General features: G+C 70.5%; 17 protein-coding genes. 9 read left to right on the top strand and 8 right to left on the bottom strand.

Annotated features, from left to right (window positions below):
- Nucleotides 1-270 precede the first annotated feature (270 nt).
- The 5 genes from ACT3SP_RS11455 (at nucleotide 271) to ACT3SP_RS11435 (ending at nucleotide 6,217) form a co-directional block, all read left to right on the top strand.
- Nucleotides 271-906 carry a DUF47 domain-containing protein gene (locus tag ACT3SP_RS11455; protein ID WP_444587419.1) on the top strand — a complete coding sequence of 212 codons (636 nt, stop codon included), beginning with the start codon at nucleotides 271-273 and terminating at the stop codon, nucleotides 904-906.
- The gene (locus tag ACT3SP_RS11450; RefSeq protein WP_444587418.1) at nucleotides 907-1,935 is read left to right on the top strand and encodes an anion permease; all 1,029 of its coding nucleotides are present in this window, start codon (nucleotides 907-909) and stop codon (nucleotides 1,933-1,935) included.
- 148 nt (nucleotides 1,936-2,083) lie between these two features.
- Complete coding sequence (locus tag ACT3SP_RS11445) at nucleotides 2,084-2,938, top strand: hypothetical protein (protein WP_444587417.1); 855 nt, start codon at nucleotides 2,084-2,086, stop codon at nucleotides 2,936-2,938.
- Nucleotides 2,939-3,056: 118 nt separating this feature from the next.
- Entirely contained in the window at nucleotides 3,057-4,694 is a 1,638-nt protein-coding gene (gene pgm, locus ACT3SP_RS11440; protein ID WP_444587416.1) for a phosphoglucomutase (alpha-D-glucose-1,6-bisphosphate-dependent), read from the top strand.
- Nucleotides 4,695-5,230: 536 nt separating this feature from the next.
- On the top strand, nucleotides 5,231-6,217 hold the full coding sequence (locus ACT3SP_RS11435) for a hypothetical protein (RefSeq protein ID WP_444587415.1): 987 nt from the start codon (nucleotides 5,231-5,233) through the stop codon (nucleotides 6,215-6,217).
- An 87-nt stretch (nucleotides 6,218-6,304) separates the two neighbouring features.
- Here ACT3SP_RS11435 and ACT3SP_RS11430 read toward each other — a convergent pair whose 3' ends face one another.
- Nucleotides 6,305-6,823 carry an arsenate reductase/protein-tyrosine-phosphatase family protein gene (locus ACT3SP_RS11430; RefSeq protein WP_444587414.1) on the bottom strand — a complete coding sequence of 173 codons (519 nt, stop codon included), beginning with the start codon at nucleotides 6,821-6,823 and terminating at the stop codon, nucleotides 6,305-6,307.
- Between the two features lie 156 nt (nucleotides 6,824-6,979).
- On the opposite strand from ACT3SP_RS11430, the gene ACT3SP_RS11425 reads away from it, so the two are divergent.
- From ACT3SP_RS11425 to ACT3SP_RS11415, 3 genes are read left to right on the top strand one after another with little or no spacing between them, the layout of a single operon-like run.
- The gene (locus ACT3SP_RS11425) at nucleotides 6,980-7,465 is read left to right on the top strand and encodes a GNAT family N-acetyltransferase (protein ID WP_444587413.1); all 486 of its coding nucleotides are present in this window, start codon (nucleotides 6,980-6,982) and stop codon (nucleotides 7,463-7,465) included.
- Between the two features lie 6 nt (nucleotides 7,466-7,471).
- Nucleotides 7,472-8,578 (top strand): App1 family protein, encoded by a 1,107-nt coding sequence (locus ACT3SP_RS11420; protein ID WP_444587412.1) that lies wholly within the window; start codon nucleotides 7,472-7,474, stop codon nucleotides 8,576-8,578.
- On the top strand, nucleotides 8,575-9,162 hold the full coding sequence (locus tag ACT3SP_RS11415) for a GNAT family N-acetyltransferase (protein WP_444587411.1): 588 nt from the start codon (nucleotides 8,575-8,577) through the stop codon (nucleotides 9,160-9,162). The genes ACT3SP_RS11420 and ACT3SP_RS11415 overlap by 4 nt, the downstream gene beginning before the upstream one ends.
- Before the next feature lie 236 nt (nucleotides 9,163-9,398).
- On the opposite strand, the gene ppc is transcribed toward ACT3SP_RS11415, so the two are convergent.
- The 5 genes from ppc to ACT3SP_RS11390 all read right to left on the bottom strand — a co-directional run bounded on the left by ppc (nucleotide 9,399) and on the right by ACT3SP_RS11390 (nucleotide 15,627).
- Nucleotides 9,399-12,227 carry a phosphoenolpyruvate carboxylase gene (ppc, locus tag ACT3SP_RS11410; RefSeq protein ID WP_444587410.1) on the bottom strand — a complete coding sequence of 943 codons (2,829 nt, stop codon included), beginning with the start codon at nucleotides 12,225-12,227 and terminating at the stop codon, nucleotides 9,399-9,401.
- A 181-nt stretch (nucleotides 12,228-12,408) separates the two neighbouring features.
- Nucleotides 12,409-13,197 (bottom strand): ectoine/hydroxyectoine ABC transporter ATP-binding protein EhuA, encoded by a 789-nt coding sequence (ehuA, locus tag ACT3SP_RS11405; RefSeq protein WP_444587409.1) that lies wholly within the window; start codon nucleotides 13,195-13,197, stop codon nucleotides 12,409-12,411.
- The gene (gene ehuD, locus ACT3SP_RS11400; RefSeq protein WP_444587408.1) at nucleotides 13,190-13,849 is read right to left on the bottom strand and encodes an ectoine/hydroxyectoine ABC transporter permease subunit EhuD; all 660 of its coding nucleotides are present in this window, start codon (nucleotides 13,847-13,849) and stop codon (nucleotides 13,190-13,192) included. Before ehuD ends, ehuA begins: the two co-directional genes overlap by 8 nt.
- Nucleotides 13,846-14,625, bottom strand: coding sequence for an ectoine/hydroxyectoine ABC transporter permease subunit EhuC (ehuC, locus tag ACT3SP_RS11395; protein ID WP_444587407.1), 780 nt, complete (start codon nucleotides 14,623-14,625; stop codon nucleotides 13,846-13,848). The genes ehuD and ehuC overlap by 4 nt, the downstream gene beginning before the upstream one ends.
- 84 nt (nucleotides 14,626-14,709) lie before the next feature.
- The gene (locus tag ACT3SP_RS11390; protein WP_444587406.1) at nucleotides 14,710-15,627 is read right to left on the bottom strand and encodes a transporter substrate-binding domain-containing protein; all 918 of its coding nucleotides are present in this window, start codon (nucleotides 15,625-15,627) and stop codon (nucleotides 14,710-14,712) included.
- A 335-nt stretch (nucleotides 15,628-15,962) separates the two neighbouring features.
- On the opposite strand from ACT3SP_RS11390, the gene ACT3SP_RS11385 reads away from it, so the two are divergent.
- Nucleotides 15,963-16,763: a GntR family transcriptional regulator gene (locus ACT3SP_RS11385; RefSeq protein WP_444587405.1), complete on the top strand. Its 801-nt coding sequence runs from the start codon at nucleotides 15,963-15,965 to the stop codon at nucleotides 16,761-16,763.
- A 314-nt stretch (nucleotides 16,764-17,077) separates the two neighbouring features.
- Here ACT3SP_RS11385 and ACT3SP_RS11380 read toward each other — a convergent pair whose 3' ends face one another.
- Both ACT3SP_RS11380 and ACT3SP_RS11375 read right to left on the bottom strand, forming a co-directional pair.
- Nucleotides 17,078-17,551 carry a DUF6069 family protein gene (locus tag ACT3SP_RS11380; protein ID WP_444587404.1) on the bottom strand — a complete coding sequence of 158 codons (474 nt, stop codon included), beginning with the start codon at nucleotides 17,549-17,551 and terminating at the stop codon, nucleotides 17,078-17,080.
- Nucleotides 17,552-17,749: 198 nt separating this feature from the next.
- A complete protein-coding gene (locus ACT3SP_RS11375; RefSeq protein WP_444587403.1) occupies nucleotides 17,750-18,901 on the bottom strand; it encodes a macrolide family glycosyltransferase in 1,152 nt (383 codons plus the stop codon).
- Nucleotides 18,902-19,057: the final 156 nt, after the last annotated feature.

The raw sequence follows: 19,057 nt of genomic DNA, 5'->3' as shown, positions 1-19,057 counted from the left end.
CGACGACGTCCGCGCCCGGTGAGGCCCGCGCCCGATGAGGCCCATGCCATGGGGTCGCCGCACGGACTTGCCCCCGTGCCGCCGGCGTGCTCTACGATGGTCGGGCGCCGGGCCGAGGTTGCCCCGGGCTCCAACATTTGCCGCTTCGAGCGGCCTTCGCGCCGACAGGCGCATCCCGGTCCGGCGCCCCAGCTCTTTGTTCAGGTCCGCACCCTCCGCATCGGGGTCCCGCGGCGTCAGGCGCCTCGCGGCGCGAGGAGGCGACCCGAGATGGCGCGGTTCCTCTCCCGCCTCTTCCCTCAGCGCACCGAGCGCCCGCTGTACGACCTCTTCGCCGAGCTCTCCGAGCTGCTGGTGCAGGCGTCGGACACGCACTCCAAGCTGCTCGGCCACGGCTACCGCGAGCGCTCCCGCATCGCCCCGCGCCTGCACGAGCAGGCCGCCGTCGCCGAGGAGCTCTGCCGCCGCATCGCCCACCGGCTCGCCCAGTCGCTGATCACGCCCTTCGAAGCAGAGCTGCTCTACGACTTCGCGCTGACGATCGCCGATGCGGTGGACACCATGGAGCACACGAGCGAGCTCCTGCTCATCGCGAAGCTGGGGACCCTCCCCACACCGCTGCTGGACGCCGCCAAGGGCATCGAGCGAGCCGCCGAGCTGACGGCGGCCGCGAGCTGGAAGCTCTCCGACGTCGGCGCGCTGGACGACTACTACGAACAGGTCCGCAAGCTCAAGCGGCAGGGCGACCGCCTGGTGCGACAGGCGCTCGGCGAGCTCTACCAGCGCGGCGGCGCGACCCAGGAGCTGCTTCCCCTGCACGACGTCGCCGAGTCGATCCGGGCGACCCTCACGCTGCAGGAGCGTCTCGCACGGATCACCGATCTGCTGCGCGTGAAGGACGCCTGAGTGTCGACCACGCTGCTGGTGATCGTCGTCGTCCTGGCGCTGGCGATGGCCTACGTGAACGGCTTCCACGACGCCTCCAACGCGATCTCCACCACGATCGCGACCCGCACCCTTCGCGAGTCGACCGCCCTGGCGATGGCTGCGATCCTGAACCTGCTGGGGGCGCTGCTGGGGATGGCCGTGCTGGCGGTGACCGCGCCGTGGGCGGTCCAGCTGCTGGGGATGGCCCAGCTGGCCGAGGTCACCGCCGGGGTGCCCGACCGCCTCGGACTCGTCCTGATCGCGATCATGCTCTCGACCATCGCCTGGGACCTTCTGACCTGGTGGTACGGGATGCCCTCCTCCACCTGGCACGCCCACCTCGGGGCGACCCTGGGCGCCTCTGCGGCGATCGGAGCGGCCGCGTCCTGGGAGCTGATGGGATACCTGCTGGCGATCTCCCTCGTCGGCCCGCTGCTCTCGGCCGGCCTCGCCTTCCTGCTGATGCAGGGGGTGCTGCTGCTGGGCCGGCACGAGCGGTTGCGGCGCGAGCACCTCCGCTTCGCCCAGACGATCACCGCCGGCACGGTCGCCGCCGGGCACGGACTGGCCGACTCCCGGCTCCCGCTGGCCGTGATCGTGATCGCGACGGCCGGCGGGACGCCCTTCCTCGCGGCTCCCGCCCCGACCGCCGTGGCGATGATGGTCGCGGTCGCGGTCGCGCTCGGTGCCGGCACCCTGATGGGCGGCCATCGCATCATCCGTACGCTCGGGCGCCGCCTCACCGACCTCACCGTCGCCCAGGGCCTGGCGGCGGAGACCTCGGCCGCGGTGACCATGTCGCTGGGCGTGTTCGGCCTGCAGTCGCCGGTCTCGACCTCCCACGCGCTGGCCGCGAGCGTCGCCGGCGCCGGCGCCGCCGAGGGCCTGCGGACCGTGCGCTGGCCCGTCGCCCGTGCCATCATCCTGACCTGGCTGGCCACGCCGCTCGTCTCCGCGGTGGCGGGTGCGGCCCTGACCGGGGTGCTGCTCGCCGTCACGGGCTCGTGATCCGGTCCCCGGGGCGGGCGCGGACTCGGGAACCTCGGAGGCTCGCCCCCTATCCTGGAGCGACCACGTCCTGGGGCGACCTGGAGAGACCCCGGGGCGACCCGGGAGATCAGTGTCCCGGGACGATCCGAACCGAGAAGGAGTCCTGATGTCCGACGGCGAGTCCACGACGCCGGCACCGCGCCGTCGTCCGAGCTACGGACTGCCGGGGCCCTCCTCCCCCGCCCTCGGAGGGTCCGACCCCGGCACGACCGGGCCGAGCGGCGCGGACCGGGGAGAACAGCAGGGCTTCGGCGACCAGCAGGGCTGGGGGAACCAACAGGGCTGGGGGAACCAGCAGGGCTGGGGCCACGGCGCCCCGTCGTCCCCGTCGTTCGGGGACTCCTCCCCCGGCTCCGACCAGCCGCGGACGGGCCCCCTGCCCGCTTCCGTCCACCCCGCCGCCGTCCACTACGTCACGGGCACGGGCGACGGTCCCGCGCCTCGACGTACCCGCGGCGTGCTGCCCCTGGTCATCGGCCTGGTGCTGCTGCTCCTGGTCGCCCCGATCGCCTTCGTCGTCGGCCTGGTGTGGACGGCGACCTCCCTCACCGACGATCTCTCCTCCGGTCCGATCGTCATGGAGGGAGGCACCGCCGAGGTCGAGATCGCGCGCAATCAGATGCTCCTGGTGTACGTGCCGGAGGAGGACGCGGACTCGGCGTCCTGCACCGCCGAGGGCGCCGACGGCGCGTCCGTGACCACGGTGCCCAGCTCGTCGACGGTCACCTTCCCGGACGGATCGCAGTACGTCCAGAGCATGGGGGCCCTCGCCGGCGAGGACACCACGATGACCCTCACCTGCACCGGCACCGACGCCCCCGCCTATCTGGGCCCGTACAGCGCCTTCTCGATGGTGGCGCCGCTGCTGATCGGCGGGATCGTCGCCGTGGTGGCCGGCCTGGTCGGTCTGATCCTCACCATCGTCGGCATCGTGCTGCTGGTGCGTTCGCGCCGCTCCTGAGCACGATCGTGACCCTCCCGGCACGGACCGTCTCAGTGCTCGACGGATCCCGCGTCCCGCGGGCCGGGCTGACCTAGAGTGTCGGTGAGGACCCCGACTCGAGGATGGAGTGGTGATCATGCACCCCCGTGCAGGCCAGAAGGCACTTGAGGAGGATCTCGTCGATGTCGACGCGCTCCTCGACGCGTATTACGACCTCCATCCCGACGCCTCGGACCCCGACCAGGCCGTCGCCTTCGGCACCTCGGGGCACCGCGGCTCCTCCCTCGACATCGCGTTCAACGAGGACCACATCGCCGCGACCACCCAGGCGATCGTCGAGTACCGCGCCGCCCAGGGGATCCGGGGCCCGCTGTACATCGGCCGCGACACGCACGCCCTCTCCCGCCCCGCCTTCGACACCGCGCTCGAGGTGCTGGCCGGCAACGACGTCGCCGCGCAGGTCGACTCGCTGGACGGCTACACCCCCACCCCGGCCGTGTCCCACGCGATCCTGGTCCACAACCGCGGCCGGGCCGCGAACGACCCCGGCCGCGCCGACGGCATCGTGGTCACCCCCAGCCACAACCCTCCCCGCGACGGCGGCTTCAAGTACAACCCTCCCCACGGCGGTCCGGCGGACACCGATGCGACCTCCTGGATCGCCGACCGCGCCAACGAGCTGCTGAAGAACGGCCTGCGCGGCGTGAGCCGGCACGGCCGCCAGAAGGCCCTCCAGGACGCGGACCGCTACGAGTACCTCCACACCTACGTGCAGGACCTGCCGAACGTCGTCGACCTCGACGCGATCCGGCGGGCCGGGGTGCGCATCGGCGCGGACCCGCTGGGCGGCGCGGCGGTCGACTACTGGGCCGAGATCGGAGAGATGCACGACCTCGACCTCACCGTGGTCAATCCCGAGGTGGATCCCCGCTGGTCGTTCATGACCCTGGATCACGACGGCAAGATCCGCATGGACTGCTCGAGCCCCTGGGCGATGGCCTCCCTGCTCGAGAAGCGCGACGAGTACGACATCGCCACCGGCAACGACGCGGACGCGGACCGCCACGGTATCGTCACCCCCGACGCCGGGCTGATGAACCCCAACCACTACCTCGCCACCGCGATCCGCTACCTGTTCGCGCACCGGCCCCAGTGGCCCGCCACGGCGAAGGTCGGCAAGACCCTGGTCTCCTCGAGCCTGATCGATCGCGTGGTCGCGTCGCTGGGCCGCGAGCTGTACGAGGTGCCGGTGGGCTTCAAGTGGTTCGTGCCGGGCCTGGTCGACTCGTCCGTCGGTTTCGGCGGCGAGGAGAGCGCGGGCGCGTCCTTCCTGCGCCGGGACGGCTCGGTGTGGACCACCGACAAGGACGGCATCATCCTGGCGCTGCTCGCCTCGGAGATCCTCGCGGTGACGGGCCGCTCGCCGAGCACGCTGCATGCGGAGCTGGTCGAGGAGTTCGGCGCGAGCGCCTACGCCCGCGTGGACGCCCCGGCGGACCGCGCGCAGAAGGCCAAGCTCAAGGCGCTCAGCCCCTCACAGGTGACGGCGACCGAGCTGGCCGGTGAGCCGATCGTCTCGGCGATCACCGAGGCGCCCGCGGGAGGCGCGATCGGCGGGCTGAAGGTGTCCACGGAGTCGGCGTGGTTCGCCGCCCGCCCCTCCGGGACCGAGGACATCTACAAGATCTACGCCGAGTCGTTCCAGGGCGAGGAGCACCTCGCCCAGGTGCAGGAGGCGGCGAAGTCGCTCGTCGACGACGCCCTCGCCGACTGAGCCTCGGAGCGTCGAGGGAACGCGGCGCATCGCCGCCCGCAGGGTCGGCGACGGGCCTCCGGGAGCGTTCACGGCGGATCCGGCACCGCCTCGAGACGTGATCCAGCGCCCCGAACACCGCTCCGGGCCGCCCGCGAGCCCCTCCCGCGAACGACGTCCATGCAGGTCACAAGTCAACCAATAGTAAAATGACGGTCAACATCGCGTACGTCACTCCAGGGTGTCTCCGTCCACACTGCCCTTGCGTACATCCCTGCAGCGATGAAACATGGGGTCGAGGGTAAAGGTTCGGTAGGGTATTGTGCTCCGTCGGACCCACCGGACAGACACCGAACGCCGCCGAGATGCTCGCGACGAGGAGAGGGGGGACCGCGCCTATGCGCCTGCGCTCACGACTCTGCGCCACATCCGCGGCTCTCGCCATCTCGATCCCCTTCGCCGCCGCACCCGCCCTCGCCGAGGTCGGCGACTCCTCACCCTCCGCGCCGGGCGAGGAATGCGAACACTCCGCAGGGGCCGAGCTGACCCCGAGGCTCGTGGCTCCAGCGCGCGGGGACGATACGTGCGACGGCGATCAGACGCCGACGCCGAGTGGGCCAGTCCCCTCCGAGGACTCGACGACCGACCCGACCGAGGACTCGACGACCGACCCGACCGAGGACTCCGACGAGGACGAGGACGAGGACCCCGACGAGGACGATCCCACCGAGGACGAGGACGACCCCACCGAGGACCCGACCGAGGGGACCGACGAAGCGAACCCGGGAGAGCCCTCTGGCACGAGCACCGGCCCGGCGCGCTCGGACCCGACTGACGTCGGCGAAGGCATCGACCGGACCCCGGCGCCGAGCGACGGAGGCGGCGACGAGGGAGAAGGCGACGAGGGCGAAGGCGACGAGGGCGAAGGCGACGAGGGCGAAGGCGAGGAGGGCGAGGAGGAGACTCCGACGCCGCCCCCGACCGAGGACCCCGACGAGGACGAGTCCCCGACCGCGCCCGAGACTCCCACCGACGAGCCGACCACCTCTCCCGAGGAGACCACGCCGACCACTCCCGAGGAGACCACCCCGTCGGAGGAGGAGACGAACTCCGACACCGAGCTGAGCGCGGACCAGGAGCCCGAGCAGCAGGAGCCCGCCCCGCAGCCCGAGCAGGAGGAGCAGCGCGAGCAGGCTCCCGAGCCCCCCGCCGAGCCCGAGCCGGAGTCGGCCGCGGACGAGGAGCCGGCGGCCCAGCCCTCGCCCGAGACCGAGACCGCGGAGACCACCGAGATCGGTGCCGTGGACGCCGAGGAGCCGAGCCCGCCGGCGGAGCCGACCCCTGAGCCCACGGTCGCCTCGCAGGAAGGCGGCCCCGTGGTCCGCCTGTTCAACGCGATCTCCGACGACTCCGACACCGCTTTCGGCAAGCTGCGCCAGGTGCTCGTGATCACTCTGGGCATCGGCTTCCTCACCACCGCCGGCTTCGTGGGTGCCACCTGGCACAACCGCCGCTCCACCGGAGGGCACGACTCCGAGGGCTGAACGGCGACACCGCCCCCCGGGGCCCATCGCCATCGAGCTCCGAACGCCGTCGACATCCCCACGCCCTCGAGAGCGTCGGGCGTCGGATCAGCGGGCGTCGAACAGCTCCTGCGCACGCGCGAGGATCCCCGGCACCGACAGCCGCATCTGCAGGATGGTCCGGTCGAAGGCGCCCTGGCCCTCGTACCACGGGTCCTCGACCGCGATCTCCGTCGCCGCGGCCGAGGGGTCGATCCCCGGCTCGAAGCGCCGCCACATCCGCACCTCGGGGATCGCCGAGCCCTCCGGGGCCTGCTCCACCATCCGCGCCATCCGCTGGGCGTGGTCAGCGGTCATCGGCAGCACCAGATCCCAGGCCAGCAGCTCGGTGAGATGGATCGTGCGGGCAGTGTGCTCGAACGGCCGGGCATAGCCCGCGCGCTCGAGGGCCAGCTCGACGCGGTCGTCCATCGGCATCCCCTCGGCCTCCCAGCTGGTGCCCGCGGAGCCGACCACGAACCGCTCGGACAGGCCCTCCTCCTGGATCGCGGCGCGCAGCATCACGGCGGCGGCCGGGGAGCGGCAGACGTTGCCGGTGCAGACGGTGAGCAGGCGAATGGGCGACATGTCCCCATTGTGTCAACGTCCAGACCCTCTGCACGCGGAACTGCGCGGGAACGTACACTGGAGGCGGTAGTGCATGCGGTGCCCGGGGCAACGCGAGAGCATGATCGCCAGGGCACATCGCCCGTGACCACGCAACGACGGCTCAGGAGGACACCCATGGCCGAAATCATCCGCGCCCACGACGACGACTGGTCGCTCGTGCGCGAGATCCGTCTCCGGTCCCTCAGCACGGATCCTGACGCCTTCGGGCAGAGCTGGGAGAAGGAGTCCACCTACGAGGACAAGGTCTGGAAGAAGCGGGTGCGCGAGGCCGCCTGGTTCCTGGCCGTCGAGTCCGGCAACCCGGTCGCCGTGGTCGCGGTGCGTCACGAGGAGGACTCCCCCGCCAACGAGCGCGAGCTGCAGGCCATGTGGGTCACCCCGAACTCCCGCCACTCCGGCATCGCCGGCAAGCTCGCCGAAGCGGTCTTCGAATGGGCTCGCGAGGACTCCGCGGACACGATCACGCTGTACGTCGGCCCCAAGAACGAGGGCGCCCGCGCCCTGTACGAGAGCCTCGGCTTCGTCGACACCGGGGATCGCTGGGAGGTCGTCGAGGACGATCCCGACGGCGCCTGGCTGAAGATGTCCCGCGGCCTCTGAGGCCCGGTGCACCTCCCCTCCCGGCTCTCGTCCGCCCGGGACGCCCTCCGATCGGTCGCCACCCGCAACGGCACGGACCGCCCGCACTGGGCGGCCCGTGCCGAGGACGTCAAGAACGCCGTCGTCGGCCGCAGTCTGCGCAGGCTCCGCTGGGACCTGCGCCTGCAGCCCTTCCAGGGCGTGGGCACGAGCGAGCGGGTGCGGGTGCTGGCCAAGGTCCTCTACGCCTCCCCCGGCACCCCCGCGGACTTCCACGACCAGCCCGTCCATGACATGCGCACCATGGCGGTGCGCGGCTGGCGCAACTTCGCCGGACAGGTGGCTCCTCACCGCACCGTGCACGTCCTCCTGGGTGATCAGGAGTTCACCGTCCGCGCCGACCGCGCCGGGATCGTCGACGCCTCGCTCGAGATCTCCCTGCCCCCCGGACGGCACCAGGCGGTGCTGTGGACCCTCCCCGGCAACGAGGTCACCGCGGACATCACCGTGGTCCCGCCCGAGGCCGAGATCGGCATGGTCAGCGACATCGACGACACCGTCATGGTCACCTGGCTCCCGCGCCCTCTGCTCGCCTTCTGGAACGCGTTCGTCATCCACCAGTCCTCCCGGCAGGTGGTCCCGGGCATGCCGATGCTCTACCAGCGCCTCGCGCGGGTGCATCCCGAGATGCCCGTCGTGTATCTCTCCACCGGCGCCTGGAACGTGTTCCCGGTGCTCAAACGCTTCCTGTATCGCAACGGGTACCCGGACGGCCCCCTCCTCCTGACGGACTGGGGGCCCACCAACACGGGCTTCTTCCGCTCCGGACCGGAGCACAAGCAGCGCGCCCTGGAGCGCCTGGCCACGGAGTTCCCCGGCATGCGGTGGATCCTGGTCGGGGACGACGGCCAGCACGACCCCTCGCTCTACGCCGAGTTCGCCGCTCGCCACCCGGACCTCGTCGAGTCCGTCCTCATCCGCCAGCTCACCGAGCCCGAGCAGCTGCTCGCGCACGGCACCCGTCGGCCCCTGGAGGCGTCCCTGGGTGGCAGCGGTTCCCCGCTCGCCCTCGCAGCGCCCGACGGGCACGGACTGCTCGCCGAGCTCCAGCGCACAGGAAGGATCCCCTCATGACCGCCTCGCAGGACACCGCCGCACAGCACACCGCCGCGAACACCGCGCCCCACGGCGATCGGATCCTCCTGCGCCCGGCGCGCGCATCGGAGGTGCCCGCCCTCGTCGACCTGGTCCAGCTCGCCTATCGCGGGGAGGGCGGGTGGACCACCGAGGCGCATCTCGTGGACGGGCACCGCACCGACGCCGACGAGGTCGGCGCCATGCTCGCGGACCCCGCGGTGACCCTGCTGGTCGCCGAGGCCGACGGGGAGGTGCTCGGCTGCTGCTACACGCGGCGCGAGCCCGCGGAGGGAGCAGGACCTGTCCGCGCCGAGCTGGGCCTGTTCGCCGTGCATCCCTCCGCGCAGTCCCGCGGCCTCGGCGGGCGCCTGCTCGAGGCGCAGGCGGAGCTGCTGGGCGAGGACGGCGTGGGCCTGCTGATGATCCAGGTGCTGCAGTCGCGCCCGGAGCTGCACGCCTGGTACGAGCGGCACGGCTTCACCCGCACCGGCCGCTCGGTCCCCTTCGCGGGTGAGGCCGACCGGCTGAAGGTCTCAGACCTGGGCATGGACATCATGGAGCGTCCGCTGCGCACGGAGTGACCTGCCGCGAGGACCGCGCTCGCAGGACGAGCACCGATGCCTGCTCCCCCGCCGGCTCCCGCCACGACCGGACCCGGTGACGCCGGACCCGGCGACCCAGAGTCGGCCGCTCCGGCGTGCCGCCGCCCCCGATCTCCCGGGACTCCGGCAGAACGTCGGCGAGAGCTGCGGTCGACGGCACCGGCCGCCGGACCGCCCGGGCGCAGAGCCGCCCGGGCGGTCGGGGCGGGCTCGGCTCAGCCGGTGTTCTTCAGGCCGGCGGCGACACCGTTGATCGTGGTCAGCAGCGCCCGCTGCAGCTCCGGGGAGAGCTCCTCGCCGCGCTCGGTGGCGGCGCGGGAGCGCTGCAGCATCGCGACCTGCATGTACGAGATCGGGTCGAGGTAGCGGTCGCGCACCGCGAGGGTGCGCTTGAGGACCGGCTGGTTGTCCAGCAGGTCCAGCACCCCGGTGAGCCGCTCGATCTCCGCCACCGAGAGCTCGTACTCCTCCCGGATCCGGTCGAACAGGTACCACAGGCGCTCGGGCACCAGCGAGTGCACGTAGTGCGCGGCGATCTGCATGTCCGTCTTCGCGAGCGTCATCTCGACGTTGCTGATCACGGTGCGGAAGAAGTGCCAGTTGCGGTACATCTCGTGCAGGTCGGGCTCGAGCCCGGCCTCGCGCGCGGCCTTCAGTCCGGAGCCCGCGCCGAACCAGCCGGGCACGATCTGGCGGGACTGGGTCCAGCCGAACACCCACGGGATCGCCCGCAGGCCGTCCAGGCCCTTGGACGAGGTGGTCCGCTTCGACGGACGGGAGCCGATGTTCAGATCGCCCAGCTGCTCGACCGGGGTGGCCGAGACGAAGTACTCGGGCAGGTTCTCGTCGTCGACCAGGGTGCGATAGCGCGCGAAGGACGCGTCGGAGACGGACTGCATCACCTCGCCGAAGCGCTCCAGCTGCTCGGGGGTCGTGCGCGGCGAGGTGTGCAGCGCCGACCCCTCGAGCACGGCCGCCAGCGACAGGTCGAGGTTCTCCCGCGCCAGCGAGGGCAGCATGTACTTGTCGGAGATGACCTCGCCCTGCTCGGTGAACTTGATCTCACCCTCGAGCACGCCGTACGGCTGGGCCAGGATCGCATCGTAGGTGGGGCCGCCGCCGCGGCCGACGGACCCGCCGCGGCCGTGGAACAGGCGCAGGGTCACGCCGTGCCGCGCGGCGGTGTCGCGCAGGTAGCGCTGGGCCTGGTGGATCTCCCACTGGCTGGTGATGACCCCGGCGTCCTTGTTGCCGTCGGAGTAGCCGAGCATGACCTCCTGGCGGTCGCCGCGCAGTCGCACGACCTCCCGGTAGGACGGGTCGCTGAGCAGCTGGTCGAGGATCTCCCCGGCATGGCGCAGCTCGGAGACCTCCTCGAGCAGCGGCACGAAGCCGATGTCCGCGCGGTGGTCCTCGCTGCCGGTGATGCTGAGCAGACCGGCCTCGCGGGCCAGCAGAGCCGCGGCGAGCACGTCGTCGGCGCCGTGGGTCATGGAGATGATGTAGGTCTCGATGACGGAGGTGCCGTAGAGGCGGTGCGCGCCGCGGATCTCGCGGAACACGTTGTAGGTGGTGCGGGTGGCGTCGTCGAGGATCGACTCGTCCTCGGTGATCGCCGCGCCCACCAGCGGCCGACGGCTGCCCAGCTCACGGCTCAGCACCGTGGTGCGCTCCTCGCGGCTGAGCTCCGCATAGGGACGGTCCAGCTCTCCGACGCGGTCGAACAGGCGGGCCAGCACCTCGTGGTGCTTCTCGGAGTGCTCGCGCACGTCGAGGGCGGCGAGGTTCAGGCCCGAGGCCGCGAGCACCTGCTGGGCGATCGCGAGGGCGCCGTCGGCGGCGCGCTCGCCCCCGTGGCGACGCAGCGCGTCGCGCAGCACCCGGAAGTCGTCCTGCAGCTCCTCGTGGTCGCCGTAGTCGCGGCCGTGGACGTGCGGCTCGCCGCTGCGGATCCTGCCCACGGTGGCGCGCAGCTTGGCGCGCATCGCCCCGAGCTTCAGCCGATAGGGCTCCTCGCGGTACAGCTCCTGCTGGAGCGGATCGAGGTCGGAGTCGTGGGTGAGGTCCTCGGCGAGGCTCGCCCGCAGCTGCTCGTCCTCCCCGGTCAGCTCGCTGGAGACGGAGAGCTCGAGGATGAGGTCCGAGATCACCTCGATGGCGTAGCCGATCGCGGTCTCGGCCTGCAGCTGCAGCACCTCGCGAGTGACCTCTGCGGTGACGAAGGGGTTGCCGTCACGGTCGCCGCCGATCCAGGACCCGAAGCGCAGCGGGACATGGCCCTCGCGCAGCTCCGCGCCGTGGGCGCGCAGCTCCTCGCGCAGGTCGTCGAGCATCTCGGGCATGGTCTGGCGGAAGATCTGGCGCAGGTAGTACAGGGCGTTGCGCGCCTCGTCCTGCGGGGTGGGGCGCTGGCGGCGCAGCTCGTCGGTCTGCCACAGGGTCTCGATGAGCTCGGAGAGGTCGCGGTCCTGACGGCGACGCTCGGGGGTGCCCTCCTCCGTTTCCTCCCCGAGCAGGTCCGAGATGCGGCGGAGCTTGGTGAGCACGGCGCGGCGGGATGCCTCGGTGGGGTGCGCGGTGAAGACCAGACGCACGTCCAGGGAGTCCACGGCCTCCTGCAGGCCCTCTGCACCGATCTCCTCGTGCACGGCGCTGATGGTGCGCGGCACCCAGGAGTCGGCCAGCGGGCGCGCATCCAGGGCGCGCACGCGGTAGACCTGCTCCGCGGCATTGGCGAGCAGGAAGTACTGGGCGAACGCCCGGGTCAGGGCGGTGGCCTGCTCGATCGGGAGGTCGGCGAGGCGGCGCTGGACGTCCTGGGCGCTGGCCTCGGAGTCGGCGGACTTCGCCTCCTTGGTGAGCTTGCGGACCTGCTCGACGAGGTCGAGCATCTCCTGGCCGTGCTGGTCGGCGAGCGCCCGTCCCAGCAAGGTCGAGAGGCGGCGGACGGTCGCCCGCAGCGGGGCGTCGATATGGGGGTCGTCGCCGACGACGGGGAACTCACTCGTCAGGGTCGGGACGACGATGGCGTCGGAATCGGGCACGGGGCCTCCTGGGGTCGGCACGCCGACGGGCGGCCGCCGACAGCACTGCAGGGCGACCGCGTCGGCGCGGAACGAACGGGCACAGACTACAGGCGGGCGCCACGAGCGCCTGCGCCGCGACAGTCTGCGGACTGAGGGGGTCGAGGGCGGGAGCCGGGGCCGCGAGGGCCCGGCGTGCCTCTCAGAGCACTGCGCGCAGGAAGTCCTTGGTGCGCTGGTGCGTGGGCTCGGAGAAGATCGCGTCCGGCAGACCCTCCTCGACGATCGAGCCCTGGTCGAACATCATCACGCGGTCGGAGACGTCCCGGGCGAACTGCATCTCGTGGGTGACGATGAGCATCGAGATGTCGGTCTCGGCGGCGATGTCCTTGAGCACGCCGAGCACCTCCCCCACCAGCTCGGGGTCCAGGGCGGAGGTGACTTCGTCCAGCAGCAGGATCTCGGGATCCATCGCCAGGGCGCGGGCGATCGCGATGCGCTGCTGCTGGCCGCCGGAGAGCTCCGAGGGGCGGGCGTCCTTCTTCCAGGCCATCCCCACCTTGTCCAGCAATGCCTCGGCCTTCGTCTCCGCCTCGGCCCGGCCGAGCCCCATCACGTGGACGGGTGCCTCGACGATGTTCTCCATCACGGTCATGTTGGGGAACAGGTTGAAGTGCTGGAAGACCATCCCGATGTTGGTGGTGGTGAGGCGACGGCGCTTGTCGGGGATCCGCACCCGCTTGCCGCCCTGCTCCTCGTACTGCAGCGGGACCCCGCCGACGTGGATGTAGCCGCCGGTGAGCTCCTCGAGAGTCATCACCAGGCGCAGGATCGTGGTCTTGCCCGAGCCCGAGGGCCCGATCAGGGTGACGCGCTCCCCCTTCGAGACGGTGAAGTTCAGGTCGTTCAGCACCGTGTGGTCGCCGAAGCGCTTGACCACGTCGCGGAACTCGATGTGGGCGTCGCCGGGACCGGCTGTGTTCTCAGGCAAGTTTCTTCTCCAGTCGTCGGATCAGGAGGGAGGTCGGGTAGCTGGCCACGAGGAAGATCAAGCCGGCCAGCGTGATCGACTCCGTGAACCGGAAGGTCTGCCCGCCGTAGGTCTGGGCGACCCGCACCAGCTCGGGGATGTAGATGACGAAGAAGAACGGGGTCTCCTTGAACATCGAGATCGCGTAGTTGCCCAGTGCCGGCAAGGTGTTGCGGATCGCCTGGGGGATCACGACCGCCCGCCAGGTGCGCGTCTGCGGCAGGGAGAGCGCCGTGGCGGCCTCCCATTGGCCCTTGGGCACCGAGTCGATGCCGGCGCGGTACACCTCGGCCATGTAGGTCATGTAGTGGACGCCGAGCACGCCGATGCCGATCGCGAGCGTCGAGTTGATGTACGGAGAGAGGACGAGGTTCGCGAACACCAGCTGGACCACCAGCGGGGTCATCCGGATGAACTCGACCACCCAGGTGAAGGGGGTGGCGATGATCGCGGGCGCGCTGCGCCGGATGATCGCGACGATCAGCCCCAGCACCAGGGCGATGAGGGTGCCCATCACGGTGGCGAACAGCGTGATCTTGAAACCCTCGAGCAGCAGTTTCGGAAGCACCTCGAAGGCGTGGTCCCAGGACCACCAGGTGTTGGTCGGGGTCATACGGCCACCCCTTCCTTGACGGCACGGCCACCGGGTGCCCGGAAGAGCGAGCGCCAGGAGGCTGAGAGCGCCGGGCCGCGGCCGATCTTGTGCTTGGCCCGGATCTCGAGGCCGTTCATGACGATCACGATCACCCAGGCGACGAGGTAGTAGGCCAGCAGTGCGAAGAGGTACGCGAACCAGGTGCCTGTGCGGTCACGGATCTGTTCGACCTGGAAGAAGAGGTCGTAGAGCGTGATCGAGCTGACGATCGCGCTGCCCTTGAGCAGCTGGATCCACAGGTTCGAGAGCGAGGGGAGCATCAGGGCCCAGGCCTGCGGGATCACGACCCGGAACATGCCCCGCACCGGGCTCAGGCTGAGGGCGCTGATCGCCTCGTACTGCCCCTTGGGCACCGAGTTGATCGAGCCGCGCACCACCTCGGCGCCGTAGGCCCCGTAGTTCAGCCCCAGCGCGAGCATGCCGATCAGCAGCGGCTCGAGGCGGAACCCGAAGGGGTAGGGCAGCTGCGGGAGCACGAACGCGAGCCAGAACAGCTGGACCACCAGCGAGGTGCCACGGAAGAACTCCACGAAGATGCGCGCCGACACACGGATCACGACGTTCTTCGCGACCTGCGCGATCCCGAACACGAACGAGATCAGCAGGGCCAGCAGGGCGCCGAGCAGCGTGGCGAGGACCGTGACCTTGACGCCGTCGACCACCTGCGGGGAGCGCTCGAGCAGGATCTGGAAGTTCGGCCCGAGATCCAGGAAGAAGCCGATCACTCCGTCCATCGGGGCATCACCTCTCGGACAGGGACCGGACCGGCACGCCCCACGAGGGGACGTGCCGGCCGACGGTCGCGGGGGACGCTGCGATCACTGCAGGGAGGAGAGATCGCCCGAGCAGAGGATCTCGGCGGTCATGTCCTCGGGCGGCAGCTCCTCCTCCGTGAAGCCGAAGTCGCCCACGATGGACAGGTAGCGCTCCGGATCGGCGATGATCTCGGCGAGCTTCTCGTTGTAGGCGTCCAGCAGGGAGGTGTCGTCCTGGCGGAACACGGTGCCGCCGGCGCCGAACTGGGCCACCCCGTCGATCTCCTGCACGAAGCTCTCGGTGACCTCGACCCCGTCCACGGTGTTGTCGGCGAGGTAGTTCAGGGAGATCGCGGTGAGGGCGAAGGCGTCGGCGTTGCCGGACTTCAGCGCGTCCACGCCGTCCTGCGGGCCGCCCACCTCGATGCTGTCGAGGTCGAGATCCGAGGCGTAGGTGCTCTCGACCGCGCCGCTCATGGTCGCGACGGTGAGGCCGGAGTCGACGAAGGAATCCATGTCCACGAGGCCCTCGGGGTTGCCCTCGGGAACCATCAGCGCGGTCGTGTACTGGAACTCGGGCTCGCTGAAGGCTGCTTCGGCGCAGCGCTCCGGGAGGATCGACATCCCGGCGCTGACCGCGTCGAACTGCTGGGCGTTCAGGCCCGGGATCAGCGAGTTCCAGTCCGTGAGCTGCCCCTCGACCTCGGCGATGCCCAGCTCGCCGAAGATCTCGCGGTGCAGGGCCACCGTCGCACCGGTGACGTCGCCGCCCTCGTCGAAGCTGTAGGGGGCTTCGCCCGCGAAGCCGACGACGATCTTGCCGGCGTCCTGCAGTCGGCTGAGCAGGTCTCCCCCGCCGCCGTCGCTGCCGCCCTCACCGCCGCCGGAGGTGGTGCGGCTGCAGGCGGCGAGCCCGCCGCCCAGTGCGGCGGCCGAGAGGACGAGGCCGCTCCGTCGGATGAAGCTGCGGCGGTTCTGCATGGGGTGCTCCCTTGACATCTGTGAGTCGTGGTCCGCGGAGGCCGACACGCGTGGATCGTGTCGGACAATCCGCCGATCAGCACTTCGGATCACGCCCACGCTAGCGCTTACTCCACGGCATTCCGGGCAGGTCGGGAGGATTCGTGATGGGGTCGTGACCCAGTGCAGCCCCGATCGACGGTGTGAAGGAGACCTCCTCGCCCGCGCTGCGGCGGCCCGGCAGCGTGCGCAACTGTGACGGCGACGACTTCCCGGCGTGATGCTCGCAGCCCGTCGAGGACGGATGATTGGATGGCGCCACGCGCGCACATCGCGCACGAGCACAGGAGGTTGCGATGCACTCTCGCCAGGACGGCGTCCGGCTGCCGATGATGCAGCCGATCCGTCGGCCGTCGATCATCGACCAGGCCGAGCTCGAGCTGCGCAACGCGATCTTCCTTGGCGACCTTCGCCCCGGGGACAGTGTTCCCGAGGTCCAGGTCTCCAAGCAGATGGGTATCTCGCGCTCCTCGCTGCGCGAGGCGTGCCAGCGCCTGGTGCGCGACGGGCTGCTCACCCAGATCCCCGGTCGCGGGCTGTTCGTGACCACGATGGATCCCGGCACCATGTCCGACTTCATCGACTACCGGCTGGGGATCGAGATGCAGGCCGCCTCGATCGTGGCCGACGAGGTCTCGGCCCTGCGCCGTGACGGGGAGGGCGCCGACGCGGACGTCCTGCTCGCCCCGCTGTGGGCGACCCTCGAGCGGACCCGCCGGGCTCTCGCGGCCGAGGAGGTCATCGAGGCCGGCAACGCCGATCTCGACCTGCATCAGCAGATCGCCGAGATCGCCCACAACCGCTTCCTGGTCTCGGCGATGCACACGATCGTGATCCTCACCCGCATGGGCAGCTTCTCGGACCCGCGCGGCTTCGGGGTGCGGGCCGACATCACGGACGTGCACGAGTCGCTCCTCACGGCGCTGTCCGCGGGGGACGCCTCCCGGGCCCGCGCCGTGCTGCGCGAGACCCTGCAGGAGCTCGCGAGCAGGGTGCGCTCCGGGGAGGCGGAGCAGGAGCTGGTGCGCGACCCCGACCTGCTGGAGTCCGACGGCCCGGAGTGGACCATGCTCGGTGAGAGCTCTCCCCTGGGTTGAGAGCGCGGGGCTCCGGCCGGGGCGATCGCCAGCGGGAAAAGCGCCGAAGGGCACACCCTAAGGGCATATTCTGTAGCGTTGCTCGACATATCGACCGAACCTGGCGCATGCTTTTATGCCGCACGTGCACCCGAACATCATTGATTCGCGTTGGCTCACTCGGATGCCCAGCTTGGGGACATCGTTTCTCCGCGCCGAGCGGAGACGCTCATCGGCGACGAATCAGAAGCATCCACCCTCTTCGTGAGCTCCTCACGAAGGGCCGGGCAGACCGCGAACGGCCCGCGCCCAGGCGGCAGCTCACGGTGGTGAGCTCAGTCGTGTCGGCGAGTGAGGGCGCACCGCCGCATCGCTTCCAGGGCAAGAACCACGACGGCCGCGGAGACCAGGTGCATCGACGCCAGGGCGATGGCGGTTCCCGCGTCGCCGCTGAACACGCCACCGATGGTGACCACGGCCAGCGAGGCGCCCACCACCTGGGCCACCCGGAGAATCCATGTCCACCACCGGGCGATCAACGCGACGACAGCGATCCCCACAAACATCGGCACCACGGACATCACGGCCACGGAGTCACCGGCGATCGGGTACGGAACCCCATCCTCGTAATACAACGAGAACTGCACTCCGGCTGCTCGCGCAACACTCCAGATGACCAGATTGACGACGAGGGTGACGAACGCGCCCAGAAGTGCAGCTTGCCACCAGATCAGCCCGGCGCATGAGGAGAACTCGGTCGGAGGTCGGAGGCTTCCACCCTCCACCGCCGGGGATTTTCTTGCAAACATGGACTGCTCCTTGACGTCGAATGTCACTGGATTCGACCAGTGTGAAACATGAAGTCCACTTGACGTCAAGGATTCCGGCGGGGGTGATCGTCCGGCGCCCAGCACGTGGTCGGCGGCGTCGCCGAGAAGCCGGACTGCCGCCGGGCCGATCGCTTCTCGACTCTCCCTCCAGGCAGGATCCGCACGCGCTCCACCTCATCACCGCACCAACGATTCGATCTCGTCGGCGGCGGCTGCCGCTCCGCCGGCCCCTCTGGCGATTCGCTGGTGTTCGGCGCAGCTGTTCGCGATGATCTCTGACGACGAGACCCGTCGTACCGCGTCGCGCAGTCGGGAGGGAGTGAGCTCCCCTGCGGGAAGAAGCTCTCCCACGCCGAGCTCGGCGAGGCGGGGTCCGTTGACGATCTGGTCCGTCGCCTGGGGCACTGCGACCATCGGGACACCGTGCCAGAGCCCTTCGGAGCAAGCTCCCATGCCGGCATGGGTCACGAAGGCCGAGGCGTGCTCCAGCACGGCGAGCTGGGGGACCCACTGCCGTGCGATGACGTCCTCGGGAAGGTCGCCCAAGTCGGCGGGGTCGACGTTCGAGCCGATCGCCAGCACCGTCAGCCAACCGGTCCCATGCATCGCAGCGACGCAGTCCCGCCAGAAGCCGGGGCGGTCGGTGAAAGTGGATCCGAGCGACACCAGTAGCAGTGGCCGGTCGGGCTCGGGCCAGGTGCCCTGGCGTGACCGGTCGCCGATCACCGGCCCGACGAACGTATAGCGCTCCTGGTCGACACGGTCCAGATGCGGCTGCATGGCTGCCGGTATCAGCACCACCGACCGATCTGGCGATCCGAGGAACTCCTGGTTGCCCATGCTCACGCCGATCTCGGCGAGCCAGGCATTCATGTCGTGCTGCCAGGCTCGGCCGCTCGGTGCGTCCAAGAAGTCGTAGTGCGCGGCGTACTGCTCCGCGAAGCCTTCCCAAGGGACCACGTGCGGGGCGAGCTCGATCGCTGGACGGTCGTGGAGGCGAGCGAGAGCTTTTCCGGCCCAGCCGGTGCTGTCGTACGCGACGATGTCCGGCATGTCGCCGTCCAGCTCCGCGGTCATCTGCGCGTATGCACTGCGGGCCTCGACCAGGAGCCGTTGCCTGCCCGCCAGGACGCCGCCCTCGGCCAACTCCTCGCCGACCATGGGTCCGGGGTGGTCCGCCCGAATCGGCAGAACAGTGGCACCGGTGGCGGCGACGGCATCAGAGAAACGATCCGGGACCGGGTAGGTGACGCGGTGACCCCGAGCGACCAGCTCGGCGAGCACCGGCAGGACCGGATTCACGTGCCCGTGCTGGGCGGTGGTGGACATCAGTATGTGACTCATGGGTTCTCCTCGATCAACAGTTCTGTGTGCGGACATCGTGACCATTCAGGACCTGGCTTCTGCATGTGACCAGGCCTTCTGCAGGTCCAGCAGGTGGATTCAGGATCGTGGCCCCGTGACCCCGTCGCCGAGAGCCACGGG

It is taken from the genome of Brachybacterium sp. AOP43-C2-M15, assembly GCF_052446295.1.
Classification (GTDB): domain Bacteria; phylum Actinomycetota; class Actinomycetes; order Actinomycetales; family Dermabacteraceae; genus Brachybacterium.
Note: the sequence above shows the minus strand (reverse complement) of the source record. Positions and strands in the feature narration are given on the sequence as shown.